Source organism: Enhygromyxa salina (assembly GCF_002994635.1).
GTDB lineage: Bacteria > Myxococcota_A > Polyangia > Nannocystales > Nannocystaceae > Plesiocystis > Plesiocystis salina_B.
Genome location: NZ_PVNL01000069.1, coordinates 68,195 through 93,436 on the forward strand (window position 1 = coordinate 68,195; position 25,242 = coordinate 93,436).

General features: G+C 68.4%; 13 protein-coding genes. 6 read left to right on the plus strand and 7 right to left on the minus strand.

Going from position 1 to position 25,242, the window contains the following annotated elements; translation table 11 throughout:
- Window position 1 precedes the first annotated feature (1 nt).
- Both ENSA7_RS18115 and ENSA7_RS18120 read right to left on the minus strand, forming a co-directional pair.
- The gene (locus ENSA7_RS18115; protein ID WP_106090553.1) at window positions 2-2,188 is read right to left on the minus strand and encodes an ATP-binding protein; all 2,187 of its coding nucleotides are present in this window, start codon (window positions 2,186-2,188) and stop codon (window positions 2-4) included.
- Window positions 2,185-3,516: a hypothetical protein gene (locus tag ENSA7_RS18120; protein ID WP_106090554.1), complete on the minus strand. Its 1,332-nt coding sequence runs from the start codon at window positions 3,514-3,516 to the stop codon at window positions 2,185-2,187. The genes ENSA7_RS18115 and ENSA7_RS18120 overlap by 4 nt, the downstream gene beginning before the upstream one ends.
- Before the next feature lie 291 nt (window positions 3,517-3,807).
- Between ENSA7_RS18120 and ENSA7_RS18125 the strand changes: the two genes are divergently transcribed.
- From ENSA7_RS18125 to ENSA7_RS18140, 4 genes are read left to right on the plus strand one after another with little or no spacing between them, the layout of a single operon-like run.
- Window positions 3,808-6,594: a hypothetical protein gene (locus ENSA7_RS18125; RefSeq protein WP_106090555.1), complete on the plus strand. Its 2,787-nt coding sequence runs from the start codon at window positions 3,808-3,810 to the stop codon at window positions 6,592-6,594.
- Window positions 6,595-6,637: 43 nt separating this feature from the next.
- On the plus strand, window positions 6,638-13,348 hold the full coding sequence (locus tag ENSA7_RS18130) for a HEAT repeat domain-containing protein (protein WP_106090556.1): 6,711 nt from the start codon (window positions 6,638-6,640) through the stop codon (window positions 13,346-13,348).
- A complete protein-coding gene (locus ENSA7_RS18135) occupies window positions 13,345-15,243 on the plus strand; it encodes a hypothetical protein (RefSeq protein WP_106090557.1) in 1,899 nt (632 codons plus the stop codon). The genes ENSA7_RS18130 and ENSA7_RS18135 overlap by 4 nt, the downstream gene beginning before the upstream one ends.
- A 2-nt stretch (window positions 15,244-15,245) precedes the next feature.
- Window positions 15,246-16,577, plus strand: coding sequence for a reverse transcriptase family protein (locus tag ENSA7_RS18140; RefSeq protein ID WP_106090558.1), 1,332 nt, complete (start codon window positions 15,246-15,248; stop codon window positions 16,575-16,577).
- Window positions 16,578-17,906: 1,329 nt separating this feature from the next.
- Here the strand turns inward: ENSA7_RS18140 and ENSA7_RS18150 are convergent.
- The gene (locus ENSA7_RS18150) at window positions 17,907-19,055 is read right to left on the minus strand and encodes an AAA family ATPase (protein ID WP_106090560.1); all 1,149 of its coding nucleotides are present in this window, start codon (window positions 19,053-19,055) and stop codon (window positions 17,907-17,909) included.
- Between the two features lie 946 nt (window positions 19,056-20,001).
- Between ENSA7_RS18150 and ENSA7_RS18160 the strand changes: the two genes are divergently transcribed.
- Both ENSA7_RS18160 and ENSA7_RS18165 read left to right on the plus strand, forming a co-directional pair.
- On the plus strand, window positions 20,002-21,513 hold the full coding sequence (locus ENSA7_RS18160; RefSeq protein ID WP_106090562.1) for a c-type cytochrome: 1,512 nt from the start codon (window positions 20,002-20,004) through the stop codon (window positions 21,511-21,513).
- A 22-nt stretch (window positions 21,514-21,535) separates the two neighbouring features.
- Window positions 21,536-21,952 (plus strand): MAPEG family protein, encoded by a 417-nt coding sequence (locus ENSA7_RS18165; protein ID WP_106090563.1) that lies wholly within the window; start codon window positions 21,536-21,538, stop codon window positions 21,950-21,952.
- A gap of 30 nt (window positions 21,953-21,982) precedes the next feature.
- Here ENSA7_RS18165 and ENSA7_RS18170 read toward each other — a convergent pair whose 3' ends face one another.
- From ENSA7_RS18170 to ENSA7_RS18185, 4 genes are all read right to left on the minus strand, one after another.
- Entirely contained in the window at window positions 21,983-23,173 is a 1,191-nt protein-coding gene (locus ENSA7_RS18170) for a DUF4215 domain-containing protein (protein WP_244923839.1), read from the minus strand.
- A 100-nt stretch (window positions 23,174-23,273) separates the two neighbouring features.
- Window positions 23,274-23,636 (minus strand): DUF1428 domain-containing protein, encoded by a 363-nt coding sequence (locus tag ENSA7_RS18175; protein ID WP_106090564.1) that lies wholly within the window; start codon window positions 23,634-23,636, stop codon window positions 23,274-23,276.
- A gap of 131 nt (window positions 23,637-23,767) precedes the next feature.
- The gene (locus ENSA7_RS18180) at window positions 23,768-24,175 is read right to left on the minus strand and encodes a VOC family protein (protein WP_106090565.1); all 408 of its coding nucleotides are present in this window, start codon (window positions 24,173-24,175) and stop codon (window positions 23,768-23,770) included.
- A gap of 104 nt (window positions 24,176-24,279) precedes the next feature.
- Complete coding sequence (locus tag ENSA7_RS18185; RefSeq protein WP_106090566.1) at window positions 24,280-25,242, minus strand: sigma-70 family RNA polymerase sigma factor; 963 nt, start codon at window positions 25,240-25,242, stop codon at window positions 24,280-24,282.

Genomic DNA, 25,242 nt, shown 5'->3' on the forward strand with positions numbered 1-25,242 from the left:
GTCATCCTGCGAGTGCTCGCTCCGCCTCGCGCATGCGGTTGTGGGCGGGCTCCAGCACACACGAAGGTGCGAGCGTGAGGGCGTCATCGAGGTGGCGGCGTGCCCGCTGTGGGGCCTGGGCGTGTTGGATGATCGCCAGGTTTGCCAGGGCTCGGGCTTGTTCGAATACGAGGTACGCGTCCCGGGCGAGCTCGAGCGCTTCGCGGGCGGCTTGCTCGCGGCGGGCGTTGGTGCTCGGGTGATCGGGGAGCTCGGGGAGCTCGGCGACCAAATGCAGCAGCTCGAGCTCGAGCTTTCGCAGGCTGGCGGCGCGCATCCGCGTGAGCGCTTGCTCGAGGTGGGCGAGGGCGGTCGGCGGATCGTCGAGGGCGAGGGCCACGTGGTGCCGCTCGATCAGCAAGCGCTTCCACGTTGCGCGTGGTTGATAGCGCGGATCGTCGCTGCTCAGGACTCGCTCGGCGGCGTCGAGCTGCTCGGTCGCGGCGTCGAGGCAGTTGGCTGCGCGATGGGTGACTGCGAGCTCGATATGACACTCGGCCACGCGGGAGGGGCCTTCGTGCTCCGTCGCCCAATCGAGCGCCGTGCTCCCGAGGGCGAGTGAGCGATCGAATAGCTGGTGGTTGCGCGTGAGCTCCACCTGTTGCAGGCGGGCCCACTGCGCGAGGTCAAACTGACGTTGATCGATCGCGTCGCGTATTGCGAGGTCGAGAGTGTCGAGGCATTCGAGGCGCAGCTCGGGTTCGCGCGCGGGCTCGAGCTCGAACGCGAGACGCAAGAGCGTGACACGAGCCCTTCGGAGCATCGCTCGCTCCCACGCTGGGCACGTGGTGATGCGGCGATCGAGCTGCTCGCGGAGCTCCCGATGCGTCTCCTGAGCAGCTTTCAGGTCGAGACAAGCTTGGGTCCGCACGAGCTGGCGCCCGAGCGCCACGGTCTGCTCGAAACTATGAAGTTGCTGAGCGATGGCATTGGAACCCAGCTGCTCGGCGTCGTCGAACAGGCCGAGTCCGTGAAACGCCGCGACAAGCCAGGACGCCACTGCGGCGCTGCCAGCGGCCCCCATGCGAGATTGAAGTGTCCAAGCCTCGTGCAGAAACGTCAGCGCGACGTGGGTCTCGAGCTGCGCGTCTGCGATCTCGGCGCGCCGCATGGCGATGAACGAGGCATCGTATGCCCAGCGATCTCCGAGCGCCTCTGTGGCTTCCATGCAGCGCTGGCGGGCTCGGGGAAGATCGCCAAGCAGCAGCCACATCGCCGCACCGTTCACGGCGAAAGAGCTTGCCCTGCCCGGCACCCTGACAAGTGTGGACAGTCGCCGGACAGCCTCGGACGCTCGGTCGGCGTCCCGAAACTTCCTGCGTTGTTTGAAGCAGAGGACCGAGAAATACGCTGCCTCGTACGCCATGAGCGAGTCGAGCGCCGTCCAATCAACGCGGCCTGCCAACGCCAGTATCTCGTCAAACCGTTCGAAGCTTGTTGCTGACCGCGCACGCACATTCAGCAGCCCAGCCTGGACGACCTCCGGTGAGTCTTCGCCGATCAACGAGGCGGCGCTGTCCAGCGCTGCCGCCGCTGCGTCCTTGTCCCCGAGCGCATGTAGATGACTGATGAGCGGCAACAACAGCTGCACGCGATGCGGGTCGTCTGGCTCGAGCGAGTCGAGGCGCCCCCGCAGCTGCTCGATACCCTTCGTGACAATCTCGCGTTCATCGATCTCGGGCGAACCGCGATCAACATCCTCCGCGCTCAGGAACAACCCAACCCGGCGCCGATACGACCACAGATCCGGCGCCTTGCGGCGAACCCGATCCAGATCCTCGAGGCTCCCCGTCCACAGCACCAGCGACATCGAGCCGCGTCGCAAGTGCTCGCGTCCAAGGTTCAGCGCCGCCAAGGTCCGATCGGGATCGTCACAATCACCCAGCCCCGACAGCGACACCAGCGTCCGCGCGGCGCCTCGCGCCACCGAGGCCAACACGGGCGCCCAGGGGTCGCTGCACGCCCCCTCGATCGTGACATCGACGACCCGCCAACCCTCGAGCGCCGCGCGCAGCCCCGCCTCGACGGCCACACGCCGCCGCGCCGACACGCCGACCGCGATCATCAGCAACCCCCCCGCGTCCGCGCTCAGCTCCCGCACCCAGCGGTCGAGCTCACCTGCGAGCACGGGCGGCAGACCCTCGCTCATGGCGAGCTCGATGCCGCTTCACCCGCGATCAATTCGTCAATGTGGGCGGCCAAGATCGGGTGCACATCGTACCACGGGCTGCCGTTCGTGTACTCGACGGCCAGCAGCGCTTGGACTAACTCCCAGTCGTCAGGTCCGGCGAGGCGATGGTGCTTGCGAATCTGGATCAAGCCATTTCGCGTCGCCTCCGACTGCGTCGTGCGGGACAGGTGTCGCAGCAAGAAGCGAATCGCGGCCTGCACGTCGACGCCCCCGACTTGCGCTTGCCCGTATTCGTCGGCCAGCAAGAACGCCCGTTGCAAAATACGCACAAACTCGCGGGGGATCCCGGCGCAGTTGGCCACGGCCAGCGAGATCGCTTCGTCGCTCACCAATGAGCGCTGGACCCGATGCTCAATCAGCTCGGTGAAGAATGCGATGGCCGATTGTAGCGGCTGACCGGGGGTCTCTTGTTGGATCGTCTCGACGTTCTCGAGCACCACCGGCTCCGTGGTCATCACCGCGTTGGCGCGCTTGTGATAACTGAGCACGTACGGATAGGTGATCACCGCGCTACACCCGAGTCGCTGCAACACCTCCATGTGATCGAAGAAGATGTCCTTGGCAGCGTCGAGCGAGAGCTTGTCGAGGTCGTCGAACACGATCAGCACCGGACGCGCGGCGGCCTGGCGCAGCAGGGTCATCAAGTCCGAGGTCAGCGTTCGCAGCTCGACGACCCCAAACGCGTCGTCCTCGCGGATCCTCGCGCGCAGGCTCGCCTCCGAGCGCAGCTTGGCCGAGAACTTCATGAACACGGCGCCAAACTGCACGGTCGGCTCGTCACCTGGATTTGGCGGCACGACGTCGTAGGAGCTCCCGAGCAGCTCGATCCACTTGCGGAGGTTGGTCTCGATGAACTCGCCCCCGCGCTTGTTGTATCCAGCTTGCGCGAGGTGCCGCGCAAGCGCCGCGGCGAGCGCGACGAGCAGCTGCCGCATGTCGGCGTTATGCAGGTCCAGCGGCTCGTCCGTGGCCACGAAGCGGAGCCGCTCGAAGTGATTGGCGACGTCCTGGTCCTGCCACAGCTGCTCGAGTTCGCTCGATTTCCCGCTGCCGACCTGCCCGGTGAACAGGATCTTCAGATCGCCCTTGGTGCTCAGTAGCCGGGTCCGGAGCCGCCACGCCAAGGTCTTTGCCGGCCCTCCAGGATGCCCGGTCCAGTCGCTCGGCCGCTCGACATACAGCCCCGACGCGTCGTCTTCGTCCGACCACGGGCTGAAGCGTGGGTCGAGCAGGCCACTGTGGGCGGCCTCGTTGATCGACTGCGCAGGCGGCATCGCGGCGATCATGCGCCCCCCACCGTCGCGTGCCAACCCGGGGCCATCTCTGACGAATCTGCGTCGTTCGGCGACCGACCTCCAGGTCATCGCCTGCGCGCTGTCGCGCGTTCGCGGCTGCACACCACACCGACTATCGACACCGAGGCCCGCAAGCCCGCTCTGCAGGCCGGTCTCCGGGTTCGCGAAATTCTTGCTTGCGGCCGCCGCGCCGGCTGATCAATAGTCCCGCAGCGGCTCGTCGCTGCAGTCCGTCGAGGCGCCCGCGAGCGGGAGAGAAGCCTCGCCCGAGCTGAGACAGTCATGAATCGGGAAGTCACCTACGAGGACATCACTGGAGCGGTCGACAACCGGGATCCGCAGCTCGCCGATCTCGTCGTCCGCTACCTCCTTCTGGCCGACCCACCCGAGGATCGGGCGGAGGAAGCCGAGCAGAGCGAGGCGCGGCCGCTGTCGCAAGACGCGTGGACGCTGCAGAAGCTGCGCACGACGCTGGCGCCGTACTCGCTGTGGGGCAAGAGCGCGGACGAGGTCAAGAACATCCGCGTCGACGCGTGGGAGCAGCTCATGGCCGCTCCTCACCCGCCGCCGCGGCTGCGTCTGGGCGACCTGCTGATCTCGATCTACGAGCGCGGCGAGGAGTCCGATCGCTCGGCCCTGGTCGACATCTTCCGCTCCGCCAAGCTGGGCTGGGGCGTGTGGCGGGCCGCCAAGCACATCTACAAGCAGGCCGAGCAGCGCCACGACGCGGAGCTGTTTGGCGTGCTGGCCTGGCGCCTGGACGTCTACGGTCGCACGCCCAACCACGCCAACGAGGTCTCGCAGGCCACGACCACGTACATGCGTCGGCGGGCGTGGCGATACCTGCGACAGCTCGGCAACGCGGTGCCCGAGCTGTACCCGCAGTTCGCCGTGCAGGTGCTGCGTCACTACGAGCGCGACTTCAACCCCTACGGCTGCTGGATCATCCAGCAGATCTGGAACCACCAGGCGCTGATCGGTCGGCGCAACGCGGGCTACAATTCGCAGCCGCCCGACAAGCTCAGCAACCGGGCCTACGACGAGGCCTGGAAGATCTCGGCCGAGCCGCTGCTGCGCCTGATCGAAGACTCGGAGAACGACGGGGTGCTGCGCTTCGCGACCCGCTCGCTCGAGGCCGACTTCCCCGAGACCCTGCGCGAGGTCGACCCGGCCTGGCTCAAGCGCCTGGGCAAGAAGCCGGCCGGCTCGGTCCACGAGTTCGTGGTCTCGCTGCTCGAGCGCAGCCCGGAGTTTCACCAGAGCAAGCTGGCGGATCTCGGGCTCCACGACATGGTCCTCGAGCTGCTCGGCTCGCCGAGTGAGAAGGCGGCCAAGTACGCGATCGACTACGCCAACGCGCACGGCGGCAAGATCACGGCGGCCCGGCTGATCGAGCTGCTGGGCAGCGGGACCAAGGCGGCGCAGAAGTTCGCCGAGGCCCGGCTCGAGAAGCTCACGCCCAAGGACATCGGACTGGTCGGCCTGGTCGGGCTGCTGGGCACCTCGGCCCAAAAATTTGCGACCAAGATGATCGAGTCCGGGTTCACCCCGGCGGATCTGAGCCCCGAGCTGTACGTGAACCTGCTCGTCGGCGGCTGGCAGCAGCGCCGCTGGGTCGAAGAATTCTTCAACAAGCACAAGCAAAAGCCCTCGGCGGAGCTGCTCAAGTTCGCGGTCCAGAGCCCCAAGCTGGGCTACTGGGACAAGCGCTCGGCGTTCGAGTCGCTCGGCTCGCGCAAGGCCACCGAGATCGGCGTCGAGTGGATCAAGCAAAAGCTGCTCGAGCCGGAGTTCTCGGACGAGGTCGGCGGGTGGCTCAGCAAGGGCATGCTCGTGGGCGATCAGCTCGACGTCGAGTGGCTCAAGGGCCTGTCGATGAACCCGCGCCTGCGCGGCGTGGCGCTGCGGGTGCTCGGCAACACCAAGCTCGTCGCGCCCAAGCGGGTCGGCCTCGCGTGGCTGCTGGTCATGGCCCGCCAGGCGGATCCCGAGCTTTATGGGTTCGCCCGCAACCACCTGCTCGAGCACTTCGAGCCGGCAGACTTTGGGGTCGGCTCCGCCGCGGGTGGCGGCCTGGATCGGCTGTGGGCCATGGCGGTCGGCAAGCAAGAGCCCGAGTCGGTCCGCAAGGTCGCGCAGACCTACCTTCTGTTTCACCACCCGCAGATCGGGCCCAACAGCGAAGACCCGCTGCACGGCGTGCTCGTGCCCAAGCTGACGTCGCAGGACTATGGGCTCGAGCGGGTCGCCCCGAGCTTGGTCGATCCGCGCCCCGACGTGCGCCGGTTCGCGGCCGAGGTCGGCAGCCAGGAGCTGGTCCGCTGGGGCGACCGCGAGCTGGTCTATCGGCTCGCCGCCCACGAGTACAAGGAGCCGCGCAAGATCGGCAGCGAGGTGCTGCTCGAGATCGGCGAGGACCACGAGGGCAAGCGCTCGGCGCCGGTCGACTGGCTGGTCGCAGCGCGGGTGTTCGCGCTGGCCGAGAGCTCGGTCAAGTCCAGCCGCGAGGTCGCGTCGGCGCTGATCCGTCGTCACTATCACCGGCTCGGCGGCGCGGCCAAGCTGGCGTGGCTGATGGAGAGCCCCGACCGCGAGGTCCGGCTGTTCGCGGTCCGCCTGCTGTGGGATCAGCATCGGCCGCTCACGATCCCCGCGAGCTGGAAGCCCAAGAAGGGCCCGGGCGCGCGGCCGGGTGCGCCCACGGATCCGCTGCCCGAGGGGGCCGAGCGGTTCGAGACCGGCGAGGCCCTGCGCCAGTTCCTGCGCACGGTCATGTTTGGGTTGCCGCCGGGTCGCGTGGAGCGACGCGAGCCGATCGAGGGCCTGCCCACGCGGCGGCTGTCGGCCAGCGAGGGCAAGCGGCGGCTGATCGGTGTGGTCCGCGAACTCGCGGTCGAAGATCGGGAGTTCGCGACGATCGCCGTCAGCGTGCTCGACGAGTTCATGCACTCGCACGCGCGCGGCGAGTGGCAAGGCTGCGTGGCCGCGATCGCGCGGATCCGCCAGGCTCACCCCGACATCAGCACGCTGCTGCCCGCAGCCACGCAAGAGACGCGGCAGTCGGCCTGAGCGGCGACTGGGTATTCGGGACCTACGAGGCACGAGATCGACGATGGGTACGCAAAAAAACGGGACGCACCTCGAGCACCTGTGGGCCGTGGCTGGCTCGCGCTCCGGACGAGTGATCGCCGTCGCGGGTGAGCGCGACGCCGACACGGTCGACAGCTCTTCGGTGCATGTCTACAGCAAGAGCAAGCTCGACTCGCTCGCTGCGCTCGAGGTCGCTGGCTCGATCTGTGCGCTGGACTTCGCCGACGACGATCTGCTGCTCGCGGGTGGCGAGCGCGGTGAGCTGCATGGCTTCGATGTCAGCGGCGAGACCGCGAGCGAGGTGCTCACGCACACTCACGGGATCAAGCTCCACATTCGGGCGATCGCCAGCGACGAGAAGGGCACGACGATCGCGGTCGTCGACGACGGCGGGCAGCTTGCGATCTACGCGCTCGAGCGGCCCGAGGGAACCGGGCCGCAGGCTGGGCCCAAGCTGCGTGAGACCTACCGGGCCCGACTGAGCGCGCGACCGCTGCGGACCGCGGCGTTCGACGCCAGCTCCGGCAAGCTCGCGGTCGGTGGCGACGACGGCATCGTCCGGGTGCTCGCGCTCGATCCCAGCGGGTCGGTCGCGGGCGAGGTCCACGAGCTCCCGACCGGCGACAAGGGCATCACCGCGCTGACCTTCACGGGCGACGGGCGCGTGATCGCAGGCTGCGGCGACGGCTCGATCCGCGTCAGCTACCTCGAGGGCGCCGCCGACGAAGAAGACCGCTCGGGCGATCAGGCCCACGTGGGTCCGGTCCGCGGCTTGGTCTTGGGCCTGCAGCTCGCGGACGAGGCCGGTCGTGATCTGACCCGGCGGCTGCTGTCGATCGGACACGACGGCAAGCTCAAGGCGTGGATCCACGACACCCGCCGCCAGCCCAAGACCGTCGAGATCGGGGCCAACCTCGAGCTCCGGGCGATGGCCTGGCTGCGCCCGTATCGGGCCAAGGACGACAACAAGGGCGGGACCTTGCTGATCGTCGACGCCAAGCGGCGCCTGCACCTGGTCAAGCTCGACGCCGAGTCGTCTCCGAGTGACGACATCGATCGGGTGTCGTCGCACTTTGCGACCCTGCGGTCCAACCTCGACGCCCGCAAGGACGAGCTGCGCGAGCAGGCCGTCAGCGAGCTCGCGGCGCTGCCCGAGGACTCGGCGCGGGTCCTGCTCGACCGCGTGATCGCCCGCGATCGCAAGCCCGATGTCCGCAAGCTCGCGTGTGAAGCGGTGGCCAAGGGCCAGCGTCGGCGCAGTCGGCCCGCGCTGCGATCTGCGTTGGACGACGGCGACGCGACCGTGCGCTTCGCCGCGTTCGAGGCCCTGCGCGTGATCGAGGGCGCCCGCGCGCTGACGCCTGTCCGGGCCGCGCTCGGGTCCAAGCACGCGGATCTGCGCAAGTTCGCGGTCGAGCAGCTGCCGGCCCTGCGCGCCGTCTCGCCGCTGGTCCCCGGGCTCGTCGCCGAGCGGCTCAACGACAAGGACACCACGGTCCGCGCCGCGGCGCTCGAGGCCCTGTGCGCGCTCGAGCCCCCGGGCTCGCGGGTCCCGCTGCGCACGGCGTTCGAGCAAGGCCCGCCTGACATTCGCGTGGCCGCGCTGCGCAAGCTCTACACCCTGCGGCGCGACAAGATCGAGGGCGCCGAGGATCCAACCGGCCGCGATCTGTTCGAGGACGCGCTCGACGACAAGCACGGCGACGTGCGCGAGACCGCGTTCTTGCTGTCGGTCGGGACCCGGCCCAAGCTGCTGGCCAAGCTCGGCGAGACCTTCAAGGCCGAGATCGGCAAGCTCGCCAAGCTCGGGACCACGCTGACGGCCGCCGACGGCGAGCCGAGCGAGGCCGACCTCGAGCCGCTGTTCGCCGCCATGGCCTGCCGCGAGGCCGACACCGCGCTGCGCGGGGCCAAGAGCCTGGCGGTGCTCGGTGACGGGCGCTCGACCGGGGCGCTGCTGCAGCTCTCGCGCGAGAGTGACGCTGGGGTTCGGCGCCTGGTCGCCGACGCGCTGTTCGTCGGGATCCTCGCGATGCCCAGCGACGATCGCCTGGCCGCGCGCTTGCAGTGGCTGCTCGACGACGCCGACAGCACCGTGCGCAACGCGGTGTTCGAGAACCTTCAGCTGCTGTCGTCCGACCGCCAGGACGCCGGCGCCCTCGACCTGGCCGAGCTCGCGCTCGGTGCCGCGAGCGAGGACATGCGCGTGCGCGCGCTGCAGGTGTTGGTCGAGTTTGGCGGCAAGGGCAAGCGGGCCAGCGACGAGACCCTGGCCCGCCGGGCCGATCAGCTGCTGGGTGACGCGCTCGACGACGAGGCCCAGAAGGTCCGCAAAGAGGCGTTCCGCACCCTGTGGGCGTGGCACAGCAAGAACCCCCAGACCCCGCTGACCCGCGGCGCTCACTCGCGCCACGCGGACATCCGCGAGGACGTGGTCAAGGAGCTCGATCGCCAGCAACACAGCTGGGCCGACGAGCTCCTGCTCGGCCTGATCACCGATCAACACGTGGCGGTCGGCAAGGCGGCGTTCGAGGCCCTGACCAACTCGAAGTCCAGCAAAGATCGGGTCGCGCGCTACAAGGATCGGGCCGAGGTCTACCTCGCGGCGATGGACTCGCCGCGGCCGCAGGTGCGGGCGATCGGGGCTCACGGCGCGCGCCGGGCCGACCGCGACCTGGTCCGCAAGCGCCTGATCGAGCTGCTCGACGACGAGCACCTCGAGGTCCACACCAAGGCGATCGAGAGCATCGATCGGCTGCTCCCCAAAGATCAGCACGCGTGGAGCCAGGCGTTCGCCAGCAAGTTCTGGGCGCTGCGGGTCCGGGCGGCCGAGCTGTGCGGCAAGCGGCGTGACGATCGGGCGATCAGCCCGATGCGGGCGCTGCTGACCATTCCGCAGACGGATCCCAACCGGCCCAGCGCCGAGCTGCGCCAGCGGGGCGCGCGGGCCATGGCCGACGTCGGCGACCGCGGCAGCATCTCGTTCTTCGTCGAGCTGCTCGAGGATCCCGATCCGATCGTCCGCGAGATGGCCAGCCGCGGGCTCGCCACCGCGTGCGAGAAGCGCGACACCCAGATCCTGCTCGCCGCGCTGTCCCACAATGATCTCCCGGTCCGCAGCTGGATCGCCGAGGGCCTCGCGCGGCTCGGTGACGTGCGCGCGGTCCCGGTCCTGGTCGGAACCCTGGCCAACACCCACCGGCCGATCCGGCTCGGTGCGATCCTGAGCCTGGCCGCGCTCGGCCCCGACGGCTCGCGCGGGCTCCTGCGTGGGCTCGAAGACACCGACCGCGAGGTCCAGGATCTCGTGTTTGCGATCATCGTCGCCCGCGACGTCGCTCGCGTGCGCGCCAAGCAAGCGCCGGATCTGATGCTCGCCGCGCTCGCGTCCTCGCAGCCCGAGATCCGCTACGTGGCCGCCCGCGCGCTCGAGGAGCGGCAGGACGGCGAGCAGCTGATGGCGTTCGCGACCGAGCTGGTCGGCCCGCCCAAGCCCGACAAGGCTGCCGACCTCAAGAAGTGGCCCGACGAGGACCAACGCAGCGCTCGCTTGCGGGTGATCGTGGACTCACTGGCCAGCGACGATCCCTCGCTGCGCTACGCGGCCGCCCGGGTGCTGTCGCTGCGCAGCCAGGCGCTGGCGTTCTGGCGCGAGTCCGGCCGGCTCAAGGGCCCGCAAGCTTCGGACGCCCCGCCCACGCCGCAGACCAACTGGGAAGACGGCGAGGCGTCGCAGCCACGCCGCAGCGGCTGGATCCGCCGGCTGATCGGCAACGCGGTCGAGCTGGCCAAGACCGCCACGGGTGCGGCGACCGGCGACAGCAACGTCACGCGGCTGCATCCAACCCCCGGTGGCGAGGCGCCGGCCCCCGAGCTGGGCGAGATCCGTCGCCTGGTGTTTGGCACCTACGCTGGCTTGGTCCGGCAGGCGCCCGCGCCCGGGGCCGCCGACGAGACCCATCGGGTCCGCCGCGACAGCATCGATCGGCTCGGCAAGCTGGGCGAGTCGGCCGAGGTCGGCCGCGACTCGGTGCTGCCGGTCCTGCGCCGGGCCCTGAGTGATCCCAACCACCTCGTCCGCCGCGCGGCCGTCACTGCATTGCGCGGGCTGTATCAGCCTGGCGCCGTCGAACCGCTCGGCCTGGCCCTGCAGTCGTCGGCGTCCGACGTGGGTCGGGCCGCCGTCGACGAGCTCGTGCAGCAGGCGCTGTCGGGCGGCGGTGATCAGGCCCAGGCCGCCCGGGCGATGGCGCTCGAGGGCGTCGACGCGCCCAACGCCGAAGTCCGGGCCCACGCGCTCTTGCAGATCCAAAAGCTGTTCGACGCCGAGAGCCTCGAGCCATGGTTCGTCGCGCTCGGCAGCACCCACGCGGATCTGCGCCTGTCGGTCGTCGATCGCCTGGTCGACGCCCGCGATGATCGGGTCGGCGAGGCGCTGATGCGGGCGATGGAGAGCGACCACGAGGACCTGCGCCTCAAGGCCGCCAGCGCGCTGGCGCGGCGCGGGGATCTGCGGACGATCGACGTGCTGTCCGCGTTCTTGCGGGCCGAGGACGCCCGGGTGGCGTCGCGGGCCGTCGAGGCCCTGGTCTCGCTGGCCAAGGTCCGCCGACCGGTCGAGGGGGGCGAGCCCGGCGAGACCGAGGCCGTGCCCGAGGCCAGCGCCGCCGCGGCCGAGTGCATCGCCGCGCGGATCGAGGACGACCCCGATCGGACCGCCGACCGCAACGCGCTGATCAGCGCCCTGATGCGGATCGCCGACGCCAAGGGGGCGCCCGTGCTGCTCGGGCTGCTCGAGGGCGACGACGCGGGCCTGCGCTCGCGCTGCTTCGACGCCCTGGTGGCGATCGCCCGCGATCCATCGCGGCCGGCTCAGCGCGTCAACGCCCACGTGGGTGGGGGCGTCGCCCGGGCCCGCTATCACGAGTCGATGTTGCTCGACTGGCTGGGCACGATCATCGCGACCAACGACGCGGCGCTGCGCGAGAAGATCGCCCGGCTGCTGCGCGACGTCGACGACACGGGCGCCGAGCCGCTGCTCGCCCGCCTGCTCGAGGATCGTGAGCCCGCCGTGCGGGTCGCCGCGTGCGAGGTGCTGGCGTTCCGGGCCGAGTGGATCCCGGGCGCGACCCTGGACGCGCTCGCGGCCACGCTGGCCGCCGGTCGGCGCGAGCTGGTGTTGCCGGCTGCCGAGGGCCTGGCCGCGCGGGGCAGCAGCGCCGCGTTCAAGTCGTTGCTGTTGGTGCTCAAGGCCGGCGCCGACGATGAGCGCCGTCGGGCGATCGTCGCGCTCGGGACCCTGGGAGATCGTCGGGCGCTCGAAGACCTCGAGCCGCTGCTCGATCCCGACGCCGAGATCACCCCCGAGGATCGTGCGCTCGCGCCCGCGGCCGTCGAGGCGCTCGGGGCCATGCTCGCCAAGCTCGAGGATCCCGACGAGCGCGACCGCGTGCGCGCGACCGTCGAGCGCTCCGCCCAGCAGGGTCCGCAAGACCTTCGGCTCGGCGCGATCTCGGGGCTCAGCCACGCCGCCGACGACCGCAGCCGCGCGCTGATCGAGAAGCTCGCCCGCGAGCGGCTCGAGCCCGAGCCGATCCGGGTGCGCGCCGCCCAGCAGCTCGGCGCGCTCGGCAACGCAGGCGCCGAAGAGGTGCTCGCGGGGCTGCTCTCGGACGCCAGCGCCAACGTGCGCAACGCCGCCTACAAGGCGCTCGAGCGGGTGTTCCCGACCGAGCGGACCCGCACGGCCCTGCTCGCGCTGCGCTCGGTCCACACCGAGCTGAGCAGCCCCGCCGCCAGCTTCCTGGCCAAGCACGGCGACTCCGAGGTGCTCGTCGCCCGGATGACCGAGATCGCCGACGACTCGGTCCGTCAGCGGCTGCGCCGGGGCCTGATCCGTCGCGGGGAGTGCCCGTCGTCGCTGGCCGAGCTGCTGAAGGGGGACGCCGCGCCACAGCGGGCGGACGCCGCCTGGATCGCAGGCGCGGCGGGGGCCGACGCCAAGGCCAAGCTCGGCGCCGCGCTGGGTGAAGCTGTCACGAGCTCCGCCAAGCAGTGGGTCGCGCTCGCCGGTCAAGCGTCGCAAGCCGACGCCGCTCGGGCCTGGCGCGCGAGCCTGTGGGCCGCGCGACGGGTCGGCGTCGACGTGGAGGCTGCGGCCGTGGCCGTCGTCGATGGCACCGCCGCAGGTCAGGCCGAGGCACCGATCGCGGTGCTCGGCGAGGCCCTGCGCTACCTGGCCGAGCACGGCGACGCCGCTCAGCTCGGCAAGCTCGAGCCCGCGCTCAGTCACCGCGACGCCTCGGTCCGCGCCGCTGCCGGAGCCGCGGTCGCCAAGCTCGCCAGCGACGCGGCCACCCAGGTCATTGACCGGCTCGCCGTCGCCGATCAGGTCGCCGTCGCCCCGCTGGTCGCGTCGGCGCTCGACGCTGGCCACGGCCAGGCCATGTTCGAGTCACCGGCCCGCCGCCGCCTGAGCCTGCCGCTCATGCTCGGCGACGCCCGGTTCATGATCCTCAGCGAAGCCGCGCAAGCCACCGGCAAAGAGCCCGCCCGCCTCACGGCGATCGCGTCGCTCGGTCGCCTGGGCACCGCGCAAGCCACCTCTGTCTTGCAGGGCCTGCTCGATCGCGAAGGCGAGCCCGAGGACGTCCGCAAGGTCGCGTTCAAGGCCCTGCGCCGGGCCCAGCGCGGCAAGACCACCACCGCCACTCGGGGAGCTGCACACCAATGAGCCCTACGGACGTCGCCGAGGTCAAGCTGCGCTACGTCGCCGCCTCGGAACCGATCACTGACGACGAGACCTTCCGCCTGCATCTGCCGACCGACGCGGTCCGCGACGCAGCGCTCGTCGCCAAGCTAACTCGCCCGGGCGTGACCCGTGACGCGCTGATGACCGTGGCCGACGTGCTGGCCTCGGATCTGCGCTTCAAGGCCCGCGACCGCGCCGACTACCTGGCGTACCTGATCGCGCAGGGCAAGCGGGTGAGCAACGAGGTGTGGGAGGCCCAAAAGGCCTACCTCGAGGAAAAATTTGGCGGCGCCGAGGCCAGCGAGCAGAGCCCGCTGGATCCGATCGTCAGCGTCAGCGAGCACGGCGTCAGCCTCGAGGTGTTCTCCGCCGACGAGTCTGCCTACGCGCGCTTGTTCCTGCGCGCGGGCGCGGCCTACGAGGCGGTCGAGGGCAGCCGGACCGACGGCACCACCCACCTCTCGCTCGACGACGCACTGCAGCGGGGGATCGGCCGGATGCGATCCTACCGGGCCTCGACCCTCGAGTTTGGCCCCGGCCAGGCTGGCGGCTCCGAGGGCGCAGCTGTCAGCGAGCGCGACATCCAGGTGCCGCTGCGCTGGCTGCGAGCGTTCGGTCAAGTTCAGGCCGCGTCCACGCTCCCGGCTCGGGAATTCGAGATCGCACCGATCGATCTTTACAACGTGCTCCTGACCCTGCGCATGCGTCGGGCCAAGACCTCACCTCGGGCGCTGCGCTACGAGCTGGTCCCGGGCGAGGTCCCGCGCCTGGTGCTCGAGCCCTGGGATCAGGTCATCGAGGGCACCGGGCCGGCCTACACCGGGGCCGCGCCGATCGTCGTGCGAACCTGGGGTCGCCAGCGGCTGAGCGTGCTCGCCCGCTTGCTGCCCCACGCCAAGCGGGTTCGCGTGCGCCTGGTCGGCGCTGGGTTGCCGGCCTACTACATCCTGGATCTCGGCGACGCCGAGCTGACCCTCGCGCTGTCCGGCTGGACCGACAGCGGCTGGGCCGGCATCGCTACCTTTGATCTGCTGGTCGCGGGCGAGGTCGACGAGCTGCTGGCCAAGAAGGTCCACGACGCGCTGGTTGCCAGCGCGAGCGGCAGCACCCTCGCCGAGCTGGCGACCGCGACCGAGCGCAGCGTCAACGAGGTCCGCCAGACGATCCTGCATCACATGCAGCGCGGCGTCGTCGTCCATGACATCGCCAGCGATCGCTACCTCGCGCGCTCGCTGCTGGCGAACCCGCCCGACGCCGAGCTGCTGCGCTACCGCGACGAGCGTGAGCAGCAAGCCCACCGCTTGCTGGCGATCGACGACGCCGTCCGCTTGACCAAGGTCCACGAGCTCGCGGGCGAGGGCACGCGGATCGAGGGCGAGGTCGAGGATCCCCAGGCTCACCGGACCTACCGGACCTCGTTCACGATCGACCGCGAGGGCCGGACGGTCGACGCCAGCTGCACCAGCCCGCAGTACCGCCGCAGCGGCCTGCGCGAGGGGCCCACGGTCCCCATGATCGCGCTGCGCCTGTTGTTTGCCCGCCGCCAGGCCGAGCTCGAGCGCGCGCGCGGGACCGAGGCAGGCCGCAAATTGATCCGCGCCGAGACTCGCGTGCTCGTGCGTCGCCAAGGTCCCCGCCGCGTCACCTCGGAGGCACCAAGCTCTGGGCTCGCGGCCGCCAACACCGGCTCGGTCACCTACCGCCTCTCGCTCGACGACCGCGAGGTCGTGGTCCGCTGGGGCACACACCCGGAACGCATGCGCATGCACAGGCTCCGCTTCTCTAGCTCCGACGACGCTCGCAACGAGTACTTCGGGCGGCTCGCGTCGCTCGGCGACAAGGGCTTCATCGACGCCTCCGCGGCCGAAATGGTCTGACCATGGCCAACGACACGCAAACTCCCCCCGTCTCTGCGGTCCCTGCGGACCTCCCCAAGTGGGCGGACATCGAGGCCGCTGGCAACATTCGCAGCTGGGTCGACGCCGAGCTCACCCGGCTCGGCCTGTTCGAGCCAGGCGTCGACACCTCCACGCTGTCTGACAAGCAGCGCAAGGCCTACAAGGCCAAGCGCGAGCAAGAGCGCAAGGTTCGGCGCGAGCTCATGGCCAAGGCCTGGTTCGTCTACCGGCAACACCACCTCGTCCATGTCGGGGTTGGGGTCTGGTACCACGACACCGCCGACATCGATCGCTGGGACATCCCGGATCTCGAGGGCCGCCGCCAGCTCAACGAGCTGCCCGAGCTCGAGAATGTCCACGCGCTCGCCAAGTCGCTCGGGCTAGCGATCCCGCGGCTGCGCTGGCTCGTCTACCACCGCGAGGTCGACACGGGCACGCACTACCACCGCTGGACCGTGCCCAAGCGCAGCGGCAAGGGCGTGCGCCTGATCAGCGCGCCCAAGCCCGACCTCAAGCGAGTCCAGAGCTGGATCGCCCGCAACATCACCGAGCACCTGCCGGTCCACGGCGCCGCGCATGGGTTCTTGGCCGGGCGAAGCACGCTCAGCAACGCGCGGGTCCACGCGGGCGCGCGCGTGATCGTCAAGTTCGACGTCCGCGACTTCTACCCCACGGTCGTGCTGCGTCGGGTCAAGGGCCTGTTTCGCAAGGCCGGCTACGGCGAGCAGGTCGCGACCGTGCTCGCGCTGCTGTGTACGGAGTGCCCGCGCGAGGAGATCGAGCTCGGCGGGCGGCCCCACTACGTCGCCACCGGTCCACGCTCGCTGCCCCAGGGCGCGCCGACCAGCCCGTCGATCACCAATACCCTGTGCCTCAACCTCGACGCCCGCCTGACCGGGCTCGCGGCCAAGCTCGGGTTCCGCTACACCCGCTACGCCGACGATCTGACCTTCAGCTTCCACGGACCGGCGGGTCACAAGATCGCGGTGGGCCGGCTGCAAAAGGCCGTCGTCGACATCGTCGCGGACGAGGGCTTCATCGTGCACCCGCACAAGACCCGGGTCATGCGCAGCGGCGGCCGCCAGAAGGTCACCGGTCTGGTCGTCAACACGGCGCCCGAGGGCGAGCCCGTGGCCCGCGTGCCTCGCAAGGTCGTCCGAGAGCTGCGCGCCGCGATCCACAACCGCGCGCAGGGCAAGCCCGGCAAGGGCGAGACCCTCGAGCAGCTGCGGGGCATGGCCGCCTACGTGCACATGTGCGACCCCGCCAAGGGGGCCGCGTTCATGCAGCAGATTAACTCACTGCCAGGCTGAACTTTTTTGGTCACTTTCACGCCCGCGGCGTGTATGCTGACCCCGTGACCTGACCCCAGGAGGTCCACCAAGCTTCGAAGTCCAAAAGATCCGTGGAGAGAAAACTTGGCTCTGGCCAAGCGAAAGAGGGATCGTTAGCCGTGCTCAGCACAGGGCGGCGTTGCGCCGTCCGGGCACATTCTTCCGACATTCTCCACAAGGTAGGCTGTTCGTGGTTTGCCTGGCCCTAAGGGGTGCCCGGCGGGCATCTTGGCTGGGCCTACCACGCAACCGCGGTTCAAGATGCCCGCCGGGCACCCCTTAGGGCCGCAAACCGGTGAGCCTACCGTGTCCCAGGTGGGATCGTGGCGACCCCTGCTCCTCCGAGCGCTGTCCACGGATCTTTGGACTTCACCTTTTTTTAGTCTCTCGCTTCAGCGCAGCCGTGGGGTTGCCGGGATCGTTAGCCGTGCTCAGCACAGAGCGGCGTTGCGCCGCTCGGGCACACTCTTCCGACACTCTCCACAAGGTAGGCTGTTCGTGGTTTGCCTGGCCTCGTACGCGTCGAAGACGTCGACGTGGCTGGGCCAACCACGCAACCGTGGGTCACGTCGACGTCTTCGACGCGTACGAGGCCGCAAACCGGTGAGCCTACCGTGTCCCAAGTGGGATCGTAGCGACACGATGATCCCGCGGCTGCGCGCCTTTTTGTCTCCTCCGCGGATTACGCGGCAGGTGGATATACGGCGCCCCGCATCCCGCTGTGCGCGGCCAAGAATCGCAACGCTCGTTCGAGGCTTCCAAAACTCGGGACATCCGCCTCTCGCAGAAGGTCGAAGTCAATACACCGCGTCATCTGGAGCTGGCTGACAGTAGGCTTGTACCTGCGACCCGGTGGGAGCTGTGCCGATATCCACCCCTTTACGTCGCGCTTGGCCTCCCACGAACTCTCTGGCCACTTCACGCCATCTGGAACCCCGGCCGGCCCCATCTTCGCCATGCAAGGCAGAAACAGCACTTCGTACTCGGGCCGCAGCAGAACAAAGGCTGTGGGAAAGGGTAGATTGAGGCCCCGTAGGTTGCTCGCCATGGTCGGAGCGATGGTGGCAGGACACGCGTCATCCTCGTCACGAAGGATGAGCAAAGCTCCTGCATCAGGCTTGGTGCGAATGAACTCGGCGGCTCGCATGACACCCTGACGTTTGGGGTTCCAGTGCTGAAGGTTTATCCAGCGACGAGGGGCTGCCCATGGTTGAAAGAGACCTACATTCTTGCTTAGCCGCGCTATTAGATTCTGCGCGGCAGCGACCTCTCCCTGACCCTCGACCAATAGGTAGCCTTTGTTGTTGGTCATTTGGCCTCATCTCCCTTCGGGAAGATGAACGACGTCTCTAGGTCACCAGAAAGGTAGAGATCACCCAGGGAGAGCAGTTGCATGCGGACGGGCTCTAGCTGGTCATGTGTCACCCTTTGGGCCCCTGTCATTCCATTGGACCGATTAACGACAATGAGAGAGTCATGCCCTAAGTCGACGACATCGAGTATGATCGGACTGTGGGTCGTCACCAGAATTTGAGAGAGATCACTTGCCTGGCGAAGGTAGTGGTACAGCATCGGGAGCGCGCCGGGATGAACCGTCAACTCGGGCTCTTCCACGCCGATGACGGGCAGGGTTGGAGACTGAAGCAGCGCCGTCAACAAGCCCGCGACACGGAGCGTGCCGTCCGACTGCTGCCCGGCATCGAACCACCGTTTGCGCCCTTGGCCGATCTGCTGCTGCTTGAACTCCGCGATCAAGTATCCAGCCGCGCTGCTGACTTTCACGTCCTCGATGTCACCAGTGAGCTTCTGAAGTCCGGCCACGAGGTCCGACTTGGCCTCAGCGTCTTCCTTGATCATCTCCCTGAGCACCGACACCCAATTCTCGCCGTGTCGCGTCATTGGACGCGTAGAATCAAACTTCTGCGGTGCGCGAAGCGTGTCGGGGAAGATCGAATAGACGATCAGATCACGAAGGTAGTCGAAAATGGGGCGAAATCGCTCGTCTCCTCCCAGTGAAGTGAGCGCCAGGGCTTGCTCGTTGATTCGAGGTGCAAGCCCTGCTGGGCCGTTCCAGTTGTCTGCAGTCCGCTCGAATTTGTCGTGGTGACCGTCGCGTGTAATATGAGCTAGCTCCGATTTGACGCGATATTCCTCGACCTTGTCGCCTGTCATCTCGAAAGAGTATCCGGCGACGAATTCTTCGGACTTGAACTCCAGCGCGATCTTGACGTTGTAAGGGTGGCCATGACTCCGACGGCGCACACTGTCGACGCCTCCGCGGTGGGTAATCGCCGCCGGGAGACCCTGGGAGACCGCGTCACGAACAAACGTCAGGACATCGAGAATGTTGGATTTCCCAGATCCATTCGGCCCGACCAAGAATGAGAGTTGGCCCAGGCTCAGCCGAACCTCAGGGCCGAGGCTTCGGTAGTTGGAGACGGTGAGTTCGGTGATCATCGTTCCTCAGCTACAGTATCTCATGAGCGCGGGCCCCCGCAAAGCACCGGAGAGCGTGCCCAGTCCGATGCTCAATTCGTCGTTTTCGCGCCTCGCTCAGGACCTCGGCGAGGGACGTCGGCTTCGCGGCCCAGTGCCGTTGGTCGCGCCGCAACGGCTTCATCGTCTGTCCGGCGTACTCCAGGAAGACCCTCCGCCGCGCCGCGATCGAACCGTACGTAGTCACCACCGTCTCCGTGTAGCTGGCAAAGTCCGTCAACCTCGTGTCCGTCCAGCGCGCGCCATATGGTCGACACCAATGCTAATCGGTGGATCAGCGATGCACCCTCCGCCGCGATCATCGCGAACCCCGCCATGTTGGCAGATGTTGAAATCATAAAAGACCCGGAGCGACCTCGGAAAGTCCCATAGTCGATAACGCCTGCCGGCGAATTCGTCGTCGACGCGGTCTTTCATGAAGTCGAAGCAGTGAACGCCGTCCCAGTCCGTCTCGACGAAGGTCGTCTCGAGCGGGGAGTTCGGCTTGTTGCGCGGGTAGGCGCCGGACTTGAACCGGCCCGTCCACGAGAGGCTCGTGGCTGAGGCGCGAGAGCGGCTGCGCCCGGACGACCACGCCCAAGCGACCACGTGAGATCGCATTCTCGAGCGCGCGCTGTAGCTCGGTTCGAGTGCTCGGGCGCCCTGGCGCAAGCAGCCCAGCCACGATGCGCGCCAGAGTAGGACCGGTGCTCGGGCTGGCCAGCGCCCGCCGGGCGATTCTGATCGCGTCACGCGACGGCAGCGAACGCTCGCCCGGTGCCGCGGGCAGCTGCGAGAGCCATCGTGTTTCCCCGCCGGGCGGTGCTCCAACAGGATAGCGTTCGGCGGCGAGCGGCGAAACCTGCGGCTAGGCTGACACGCGGAGGGTCGCATTGGATCGAGCGTGCCGCGGCGGTAGGATGCCGACATGGCACGCTCACTCTCCATCGTCACCCTCGCCATCCTGGCCTGTGCCTGCTCCGATGTGCCGTCGTCCGAGCAAGGCGACGGGGAAACCACGAGCGACGCACCCGAGACCGGCGACGCAGCCGAGACCAGCGGCGACGGCGACGGCGACCCGGCCTCCTGCACCGGCCCCTGGGAGCTCGGCCACCCGATCGATCTCCCACCCCTCGCGTCGGGCGACCCCGAGGCCGGCTACCAGGCCCTGCTGACCAGGGACTACGTCAGCTGCGGGATCCCATGGGCCCTGTTCGGCGTCGCCGAGGGCGTGCTCGGTGTCGAAGAGCCGCTCCCCGGCCGCGAGGGCAAGAACGCGGAGGTCGGCCACGCCTGGAACGTGGTCACCAAGTCCGACGGCAGCGAGCTGGTCGTCTCGAATTGCTTGCAGTGCCATGCCGGTTACTTCAACGGCGAGCTGATCGTCGGCCTCGGCAAGGCGTCCGCCGACTTCACGACCTCGCTGAGCGACTTCGCCGAGCCGCTGCCAGACCTGCCCGAGACCAGCGAGGCCAACGCCTCCTTCAACAAGTTCAAGGCCCGCGCCGCGGCGCTCGGGCCCTACTCGGTCATGAAGACGATCGGCGCCAACCCGGCGGTGATGTTCGCGATCGTGCTGTTGTCTCACCGCGACCCGCTCACGCTGGCCTGGAACGACGAGCCGCTCTACGAGCTGTCCGAAGAGCTGATCATTCCCGCCGATCCACCGCCGTGGTGGCGGGTCCGCAAGAAAGCCACGAACTTCGCCAATGGCATGTCGCGTGGTGACCATCGCGGGACGATGGTGCTGGCCTCGTCGCTGTGCACCGACAGCGTCGAGGAGGCCGCGCCGGTCGTCGACTACTTTGCCGACGTTCAGGCCTACCTCGCGTCGCTCGAGCCGCCGGCGTACCCGTTTGCGATCGATGAAGCCCTCGCCGAGCAGGGGCGCGAGCTGTTCGAGTGCAATTGCGCGGGCTGCCATGGCACCTACGCCGATGATCCAAGCGCGGAGACCTTCCCCAATCTGTTGATCCCCGCCGACGTGATCGGCACCGACCAGGCCTTCGTGCAGAGCGCCAGCGAGGGCGGCTTCTACAATTACCTCGAGGAATGGTTCAACGAGTCGTTCTACGGGACGATCAGCGAGGTCGTGACCGCGGGTCCGGTGCCCGGCTACACGGCGCCGCCGCTCGACGGGATCTGGGCGACCGCGCCGTTCTTCCACAACGGCTCGGTGCCCAGCATCGAGCTGGTGCTGTCGAGCGGCGCGCGGCCCAGCGCGTGGCGGCGGGTCGACTACGACAGCACGAACTTCGACGAGGACGCGCTCGGCTGGCCGTGGGAGCCCGCGCCGGCCCAGGCCGACGCGGCCGAGAGCGAGCGCAAGTACATCTACGACACCTCACTGTTCGGCTACGGCAACGGCGGGCACACCTTCGGGGATCACCTGACCGACACCGAGCGCGACGCGGTGCTCGAGTACCTCAAGACCCTCTGACCAAGACGTGGCAAGCTGGGGCATGCACAACATCCTCGCCCCGATGCTCGCGCTGATCTGCTGGACCATGGTCATGTGGGTCTGGCTGTACGCGACCCGGATCCCCGCGATCAAGGCCGCGGGACTGCAGCCGGGCGCGCTCAAGGAGAAGAAGGACCTCGACGTGCTGCCGCTCGAGGTCCGGCAGATCGCGGACAACTACAACCACTTGCACGAGCAGCCCGTGCTGTTCTACGCGCTGATGGTCTACACCCACCTCGCTGGGTTCGTCGACCCGCTCGCCGTGGTCTTGGCGTGGGCGTACGTGGGCGCGCGGGTGGTCCACAGCCTGTGGCAGGCGCTGGTCAACTTCATCCCGATCCGGTTCGCGCTGTTCGCCCTGGCCTCGCTGTTCTTGATGGTGAGCACGGTCCGCGCCGTGATCGCCACGTTGACCTGAGCGACTGCGCCGCCCGGTTTCAACGGTCGATCAGTCGGTGAAGTTGCCGAGGATCACCCCACACCACCCAGGCGAGACCACGTCGCCCGGCACATAGAACGGATCGCAATGCCCGTCCGGGTGCGAGTCCCAGTGCCAGTGAATCGACCCATCACCGCCGCCGCCGTTGCACTGCCCGTACTGCTGACTGTTGTACCCGCCCATGATCACACAGCACTGGCCCTCACCAAAGTGCGACTCGCAGGCTTTCTGGGCCCGGACCTGGGTGGAGTCGTTTTGGTTGTAGCAGTAGGTGACGTTCATGTTGGTGCCGTTCTCGGCCGTCAGCCCTCCGCCGTTCGGGTTGGCGCACAGTGAGGTGCAATCCGGCGCGCAGCCGTCATTGTCGATCATGTTGCCGTCGTCGCAGTCTTCGACGCCCTCGTAGACCACGCCGTCGCCACACACATTGACGCCGCACGCGGCCGTGCATGCGTCGGTGTCGACCATGTTGTTGTCGTCGCAGTCCTCGACGCCGTCTTGGATCACCCCGTCGCCGCAGACCGCGGGGGTGCAGGTGTTGAGGCACGCGTCGGTGTTGACCATGTTGCCGTCGTCGCAGATCTCGAACCCGGCTTGCAGGAACCCATCACCGCAGAACGCCAGCTGACAGGTCCCCGGGCAGTTGTCGCTGTCGTCCATGTTGCCGTCGTCGCACTGCTCGCCGGCCTGGACCACGCCGTCGCCGCAGCTGCCGAGCATGCACATGGAATTGCAGCCGTCGGTCTCGTCGTCGTTGCCGTCGTCGCACACCTCGACGTCGGTCTGCACGAACCCGTCGCCGCAGCTGGCGAGCTTGCAGCCGGTCACGCACGCGTCGGTGTTGTCGGCGTTGCCGTCGTCGCAGTCCTCGACCTGCGAATAGTGGTAGCCGTCGCCGCACTCGGCGATTGTGCACGCGGGGGTGCACGCCGCGTCGGCGCCGTTGGCCATGCCCAGATCGCACTCCTCGCCTGGATCGACGACCCCGTCTCCGCAGCTCTCTCCGCCCGTGTCGCCGTCGCCGTCGCCGTCGCCAACACCTTCGGCTCCGGTCTCGCTGTCACCGTCACCGTTGTCCATCGTCGTCGCGTTGGTGGTGAAGGTGGTGAAGCGTCCGTCATCGCCGTCCCCGGACGGGCACGCGCTGAGCACACAGACCACTCCGACCACTCCGAACATAGGCAAACTGAGGCGTCGCATGCCGGCATGATAACCGGCAAGCGACGCCTCCCACCAGCACGACCGCCGCCGTCCGAACGCGCGGTGACCGTGGAGGCCCGCCTCGCGGACGGGTGTTTTGTCAGGACTCGTTGGTGTCCATGATCACGTCAAAGCCGCCGAACATCATCCGCATGCCGTCGAAGGGCATGGGGCTGTCGCCCATCACCTGCTCCATCTCTGCCATGACCTTCGCCATTCCCGCGTCCCGAGTTGCCTTGTCAGGCCACTCGATCCATGACCAGACGACCACTTCGTCATCCGTGGCCTTGACCGCGCGATAGAAGTCCGTGACCTTGCCCTTGGGCACGTCGCTGCCCCAGCACTCGACGATGCGGGTGGCCCCATGCTTGCGAAACAGGGGCGCAGCCTGGGCGGCGTGTTCGATGTATTGGGCTTTGTTGGCGGTTGGTACCGCTGCGAGTAATCCGTCGACGTAGCTCATTGGTGTGTCCTTTGTTTAGCTGACTTGTTAGCTGAGGTTGTTGAACGGCGCGCCTGAGGGTAATTGCAGTGTCCGGCGCCTTGAAGACAGGTCCTGCAACATGACTTTGGCGATCGTAGGATCGCCCGAATTCAATGCGTCTGCAGGGCCGCCGGATCCATCCACATCACCTCCCAGTGGTGGCCGTCGGGGTCGTAGAAGCTCCAGCCATACATGAATCCGAGGTCCTGCGGGTCCATGGCGTGGGCACCACCAGCCGCGATGGCGGTTGCGACCAGCGCATCGACCTCCTCGCGGCTCTCACACGAGAGCGCCAAGAGCGACTCGGTCGACCGGCTGGTGTCGCAGAGCTCCTTCTTGGTGAAGGTCTGGAAGAACTTGCGCACGAGGAGCATCACGAACGCCTCCTCGCTGACGATCATGCACGCGGCGTTCTCGTCGGTGAAGCGAGGCTCGAACTCGAAGCCGAGCTTGCGGAAGAAGGACATGGACCGGCTGAGGTCCGAGACGGCGAGGTTGACGAAGAGCTTGCGAGCCATGGGAGGTCCTTTGGTTGCGTGCGGCCGGTCTTCGGCCGCGCGTTTACTGCTTGGACTCGACGGGCTCGGGGAATTCATCGGTCCCCCCCAAAAAAACTCGCAGCTCAATCGGTGGGCGGGAGCGCGTCCGGGAGGCCGAACTTCGGGAACAGCGCCTCGGTGTCGAGGAACGAGATCATCTCGTCGATCGCGCCGCCGCGGAGCTCGAGCACGACGAGCGCCCAGGGCCGGTGACCGCCAGCTGGATCGGGCCGGTACTGTCCAAAGGCAGGCGCGCCGCAGGCTGCCGTTGCGATCAAGCGCGAGCCGCGGCAGCCGATCCCGTGTCCGCGAAGCCAGCTGCCGATGCTGTCCCGACCGCGCAGCCACAGCGTGTAGGGCGGCATGCAGAGCGTGGCATCTTCATGCATGAGGGCGGTCAAGGCGTCGACGTCGTAGCTCTCGAACGCCAGCACGAACCGGTCCACGAGCTGGGCCTGCGTCGCAGACAGCGAGTCGTTCGCCGTTTGCGACTGTTCCGGCGCAGCTTGGCTGAGCTTGGCTCGGGCCCGCTGGACGGCGCTGTTGATCGAGGCGAGCGAGGTCTCGAGCGTGTCGGCGGCCTCTGCCGCAGACAGCCCGACCACCTCGGTGAGCAGCAGGGCGGCGCGCTGCTTGGGCGGCAGCTGCTGCAGGGTCGTCACGAACGCGAGCCGGATGCTCTCGCGCGAGCTCATGCGCTCGGCGGGGTCGGGCGCGCCCCCGAGCACCCAGGCGTCGGGGATCGGCTCAATCCAGTGGCTCCGGTCGCGCGCCTCGAGGGGGTCGTCGACGGTGCCGACCGGGCCATCGATGATCGGCCGCGTCCGTCGTTGCTGGCGCGCGAGCATGTCCAGGCAGACGTTGGTGGCGATCCGGTGCAGCCACGTGCGGACCGAGGCGCGGGCCTCGAACCGGTCGAGGCTGCGCCAGGCCCGGAGCATGGTCTCTTGCACGGCGTCCTCGGCGTCGATCGCCGAACCGAGCATGCGGTAGCAGTGGCCGGTGATCGCCGCGCGCTGATCTTCGAGCGCCTCTGTGGGTGGCAT

Coding starts and splice junctions, on each gene's coding strand:
- ENSA7_RS18165 (WP_106090563.1), top strand. CDS start 21,536: ATGCACAACATCCTCGCCCCGATGCTCGCGCTGATCTGCTGGACCATG.
- ENSA7_RS18185 (WP_106090566.1), bottom strand. CDS start 25,242: ATGCCACCCACAGAGGCGCTCGAAGATCAGCGCGCGGCGATCACCGGC.
- ENSA7_RS18135 (WP_106090557.1), top strand. CDS start 13,345: ATGAGCCCTACGGACGTCGCCGAGGTCAAGCTGCGCTACGTCGCCGCC.
- ENSA7_RS18175 (WP_106090564.1), bottom strand. CDS start 23,636: ATGAGCTACGTCGACGGATTACTCGCAGCGGTACCAACCGCCAACAAA.
- ENSA7_RS18130 (WP_106090556.1), top strand. CDS start 6,638: ATGGGTACGCAAAAAAACGGGACGCACCTCGAGCACCTGTGGGCCGTG.
- ENSA7_RS18140 (WP_106090558.1), top strand. CDS start 15,246: ATGGCCAACGACACGCAAACTCCCCCCGTCTCTGCGGTCCCTGCGGAC.
- ENSA7_RS18160 (WP_106090562.1), top strand. CDS start 20,002: ATGGCACGCTCACTCTCCATCGTCACCCTCGCCATCCTGGCCTGTGCC.
- ENSA7_RS18120 (WP_106090554.1), bottom strand. CDS start 3,516: ATGATCGCCGCGATGCCGCCTGCGCAGTCGATCAACGAGGCCGCCCAC.
- ENSA7_RS18150 (WP_106090560.1), bottom strand. CDS start 19,055: ATGATCACCGAACTCACCGTCTCCAACTACCGAAGCCTCGGCCCTGAG.
- ENSA7_RS18125 (WP_106090555.1), top strand. CDS start 3,808: ATGAATCGGGAAGTCACCTACGAGGACATCACTGGAGCGGTCGACAAC.
- ENSA7_RS18180 (WP_106090565.1), bottom strand. CDS start 24,175: ATGGCTCGCAAGCTCTTCGTCAACCTCGCCGTCTCGGACCTCAGCCGG.
- ENSA7_RS18115 (WP_106090553.1), bottom strand. CDS start 2,188: ATGAGCGAGGGTCTGCCGCCCGTGCTCGCAGGTGAGCTCGACCGCTGG.
- ENSA7_RS18170 (WP_244923839.1), bottom strand. CDS start 23,173: ATGCGACGCCTCAGTTTGCCTATGTTCGGAGTGGTCGGAGTGGTCTGT.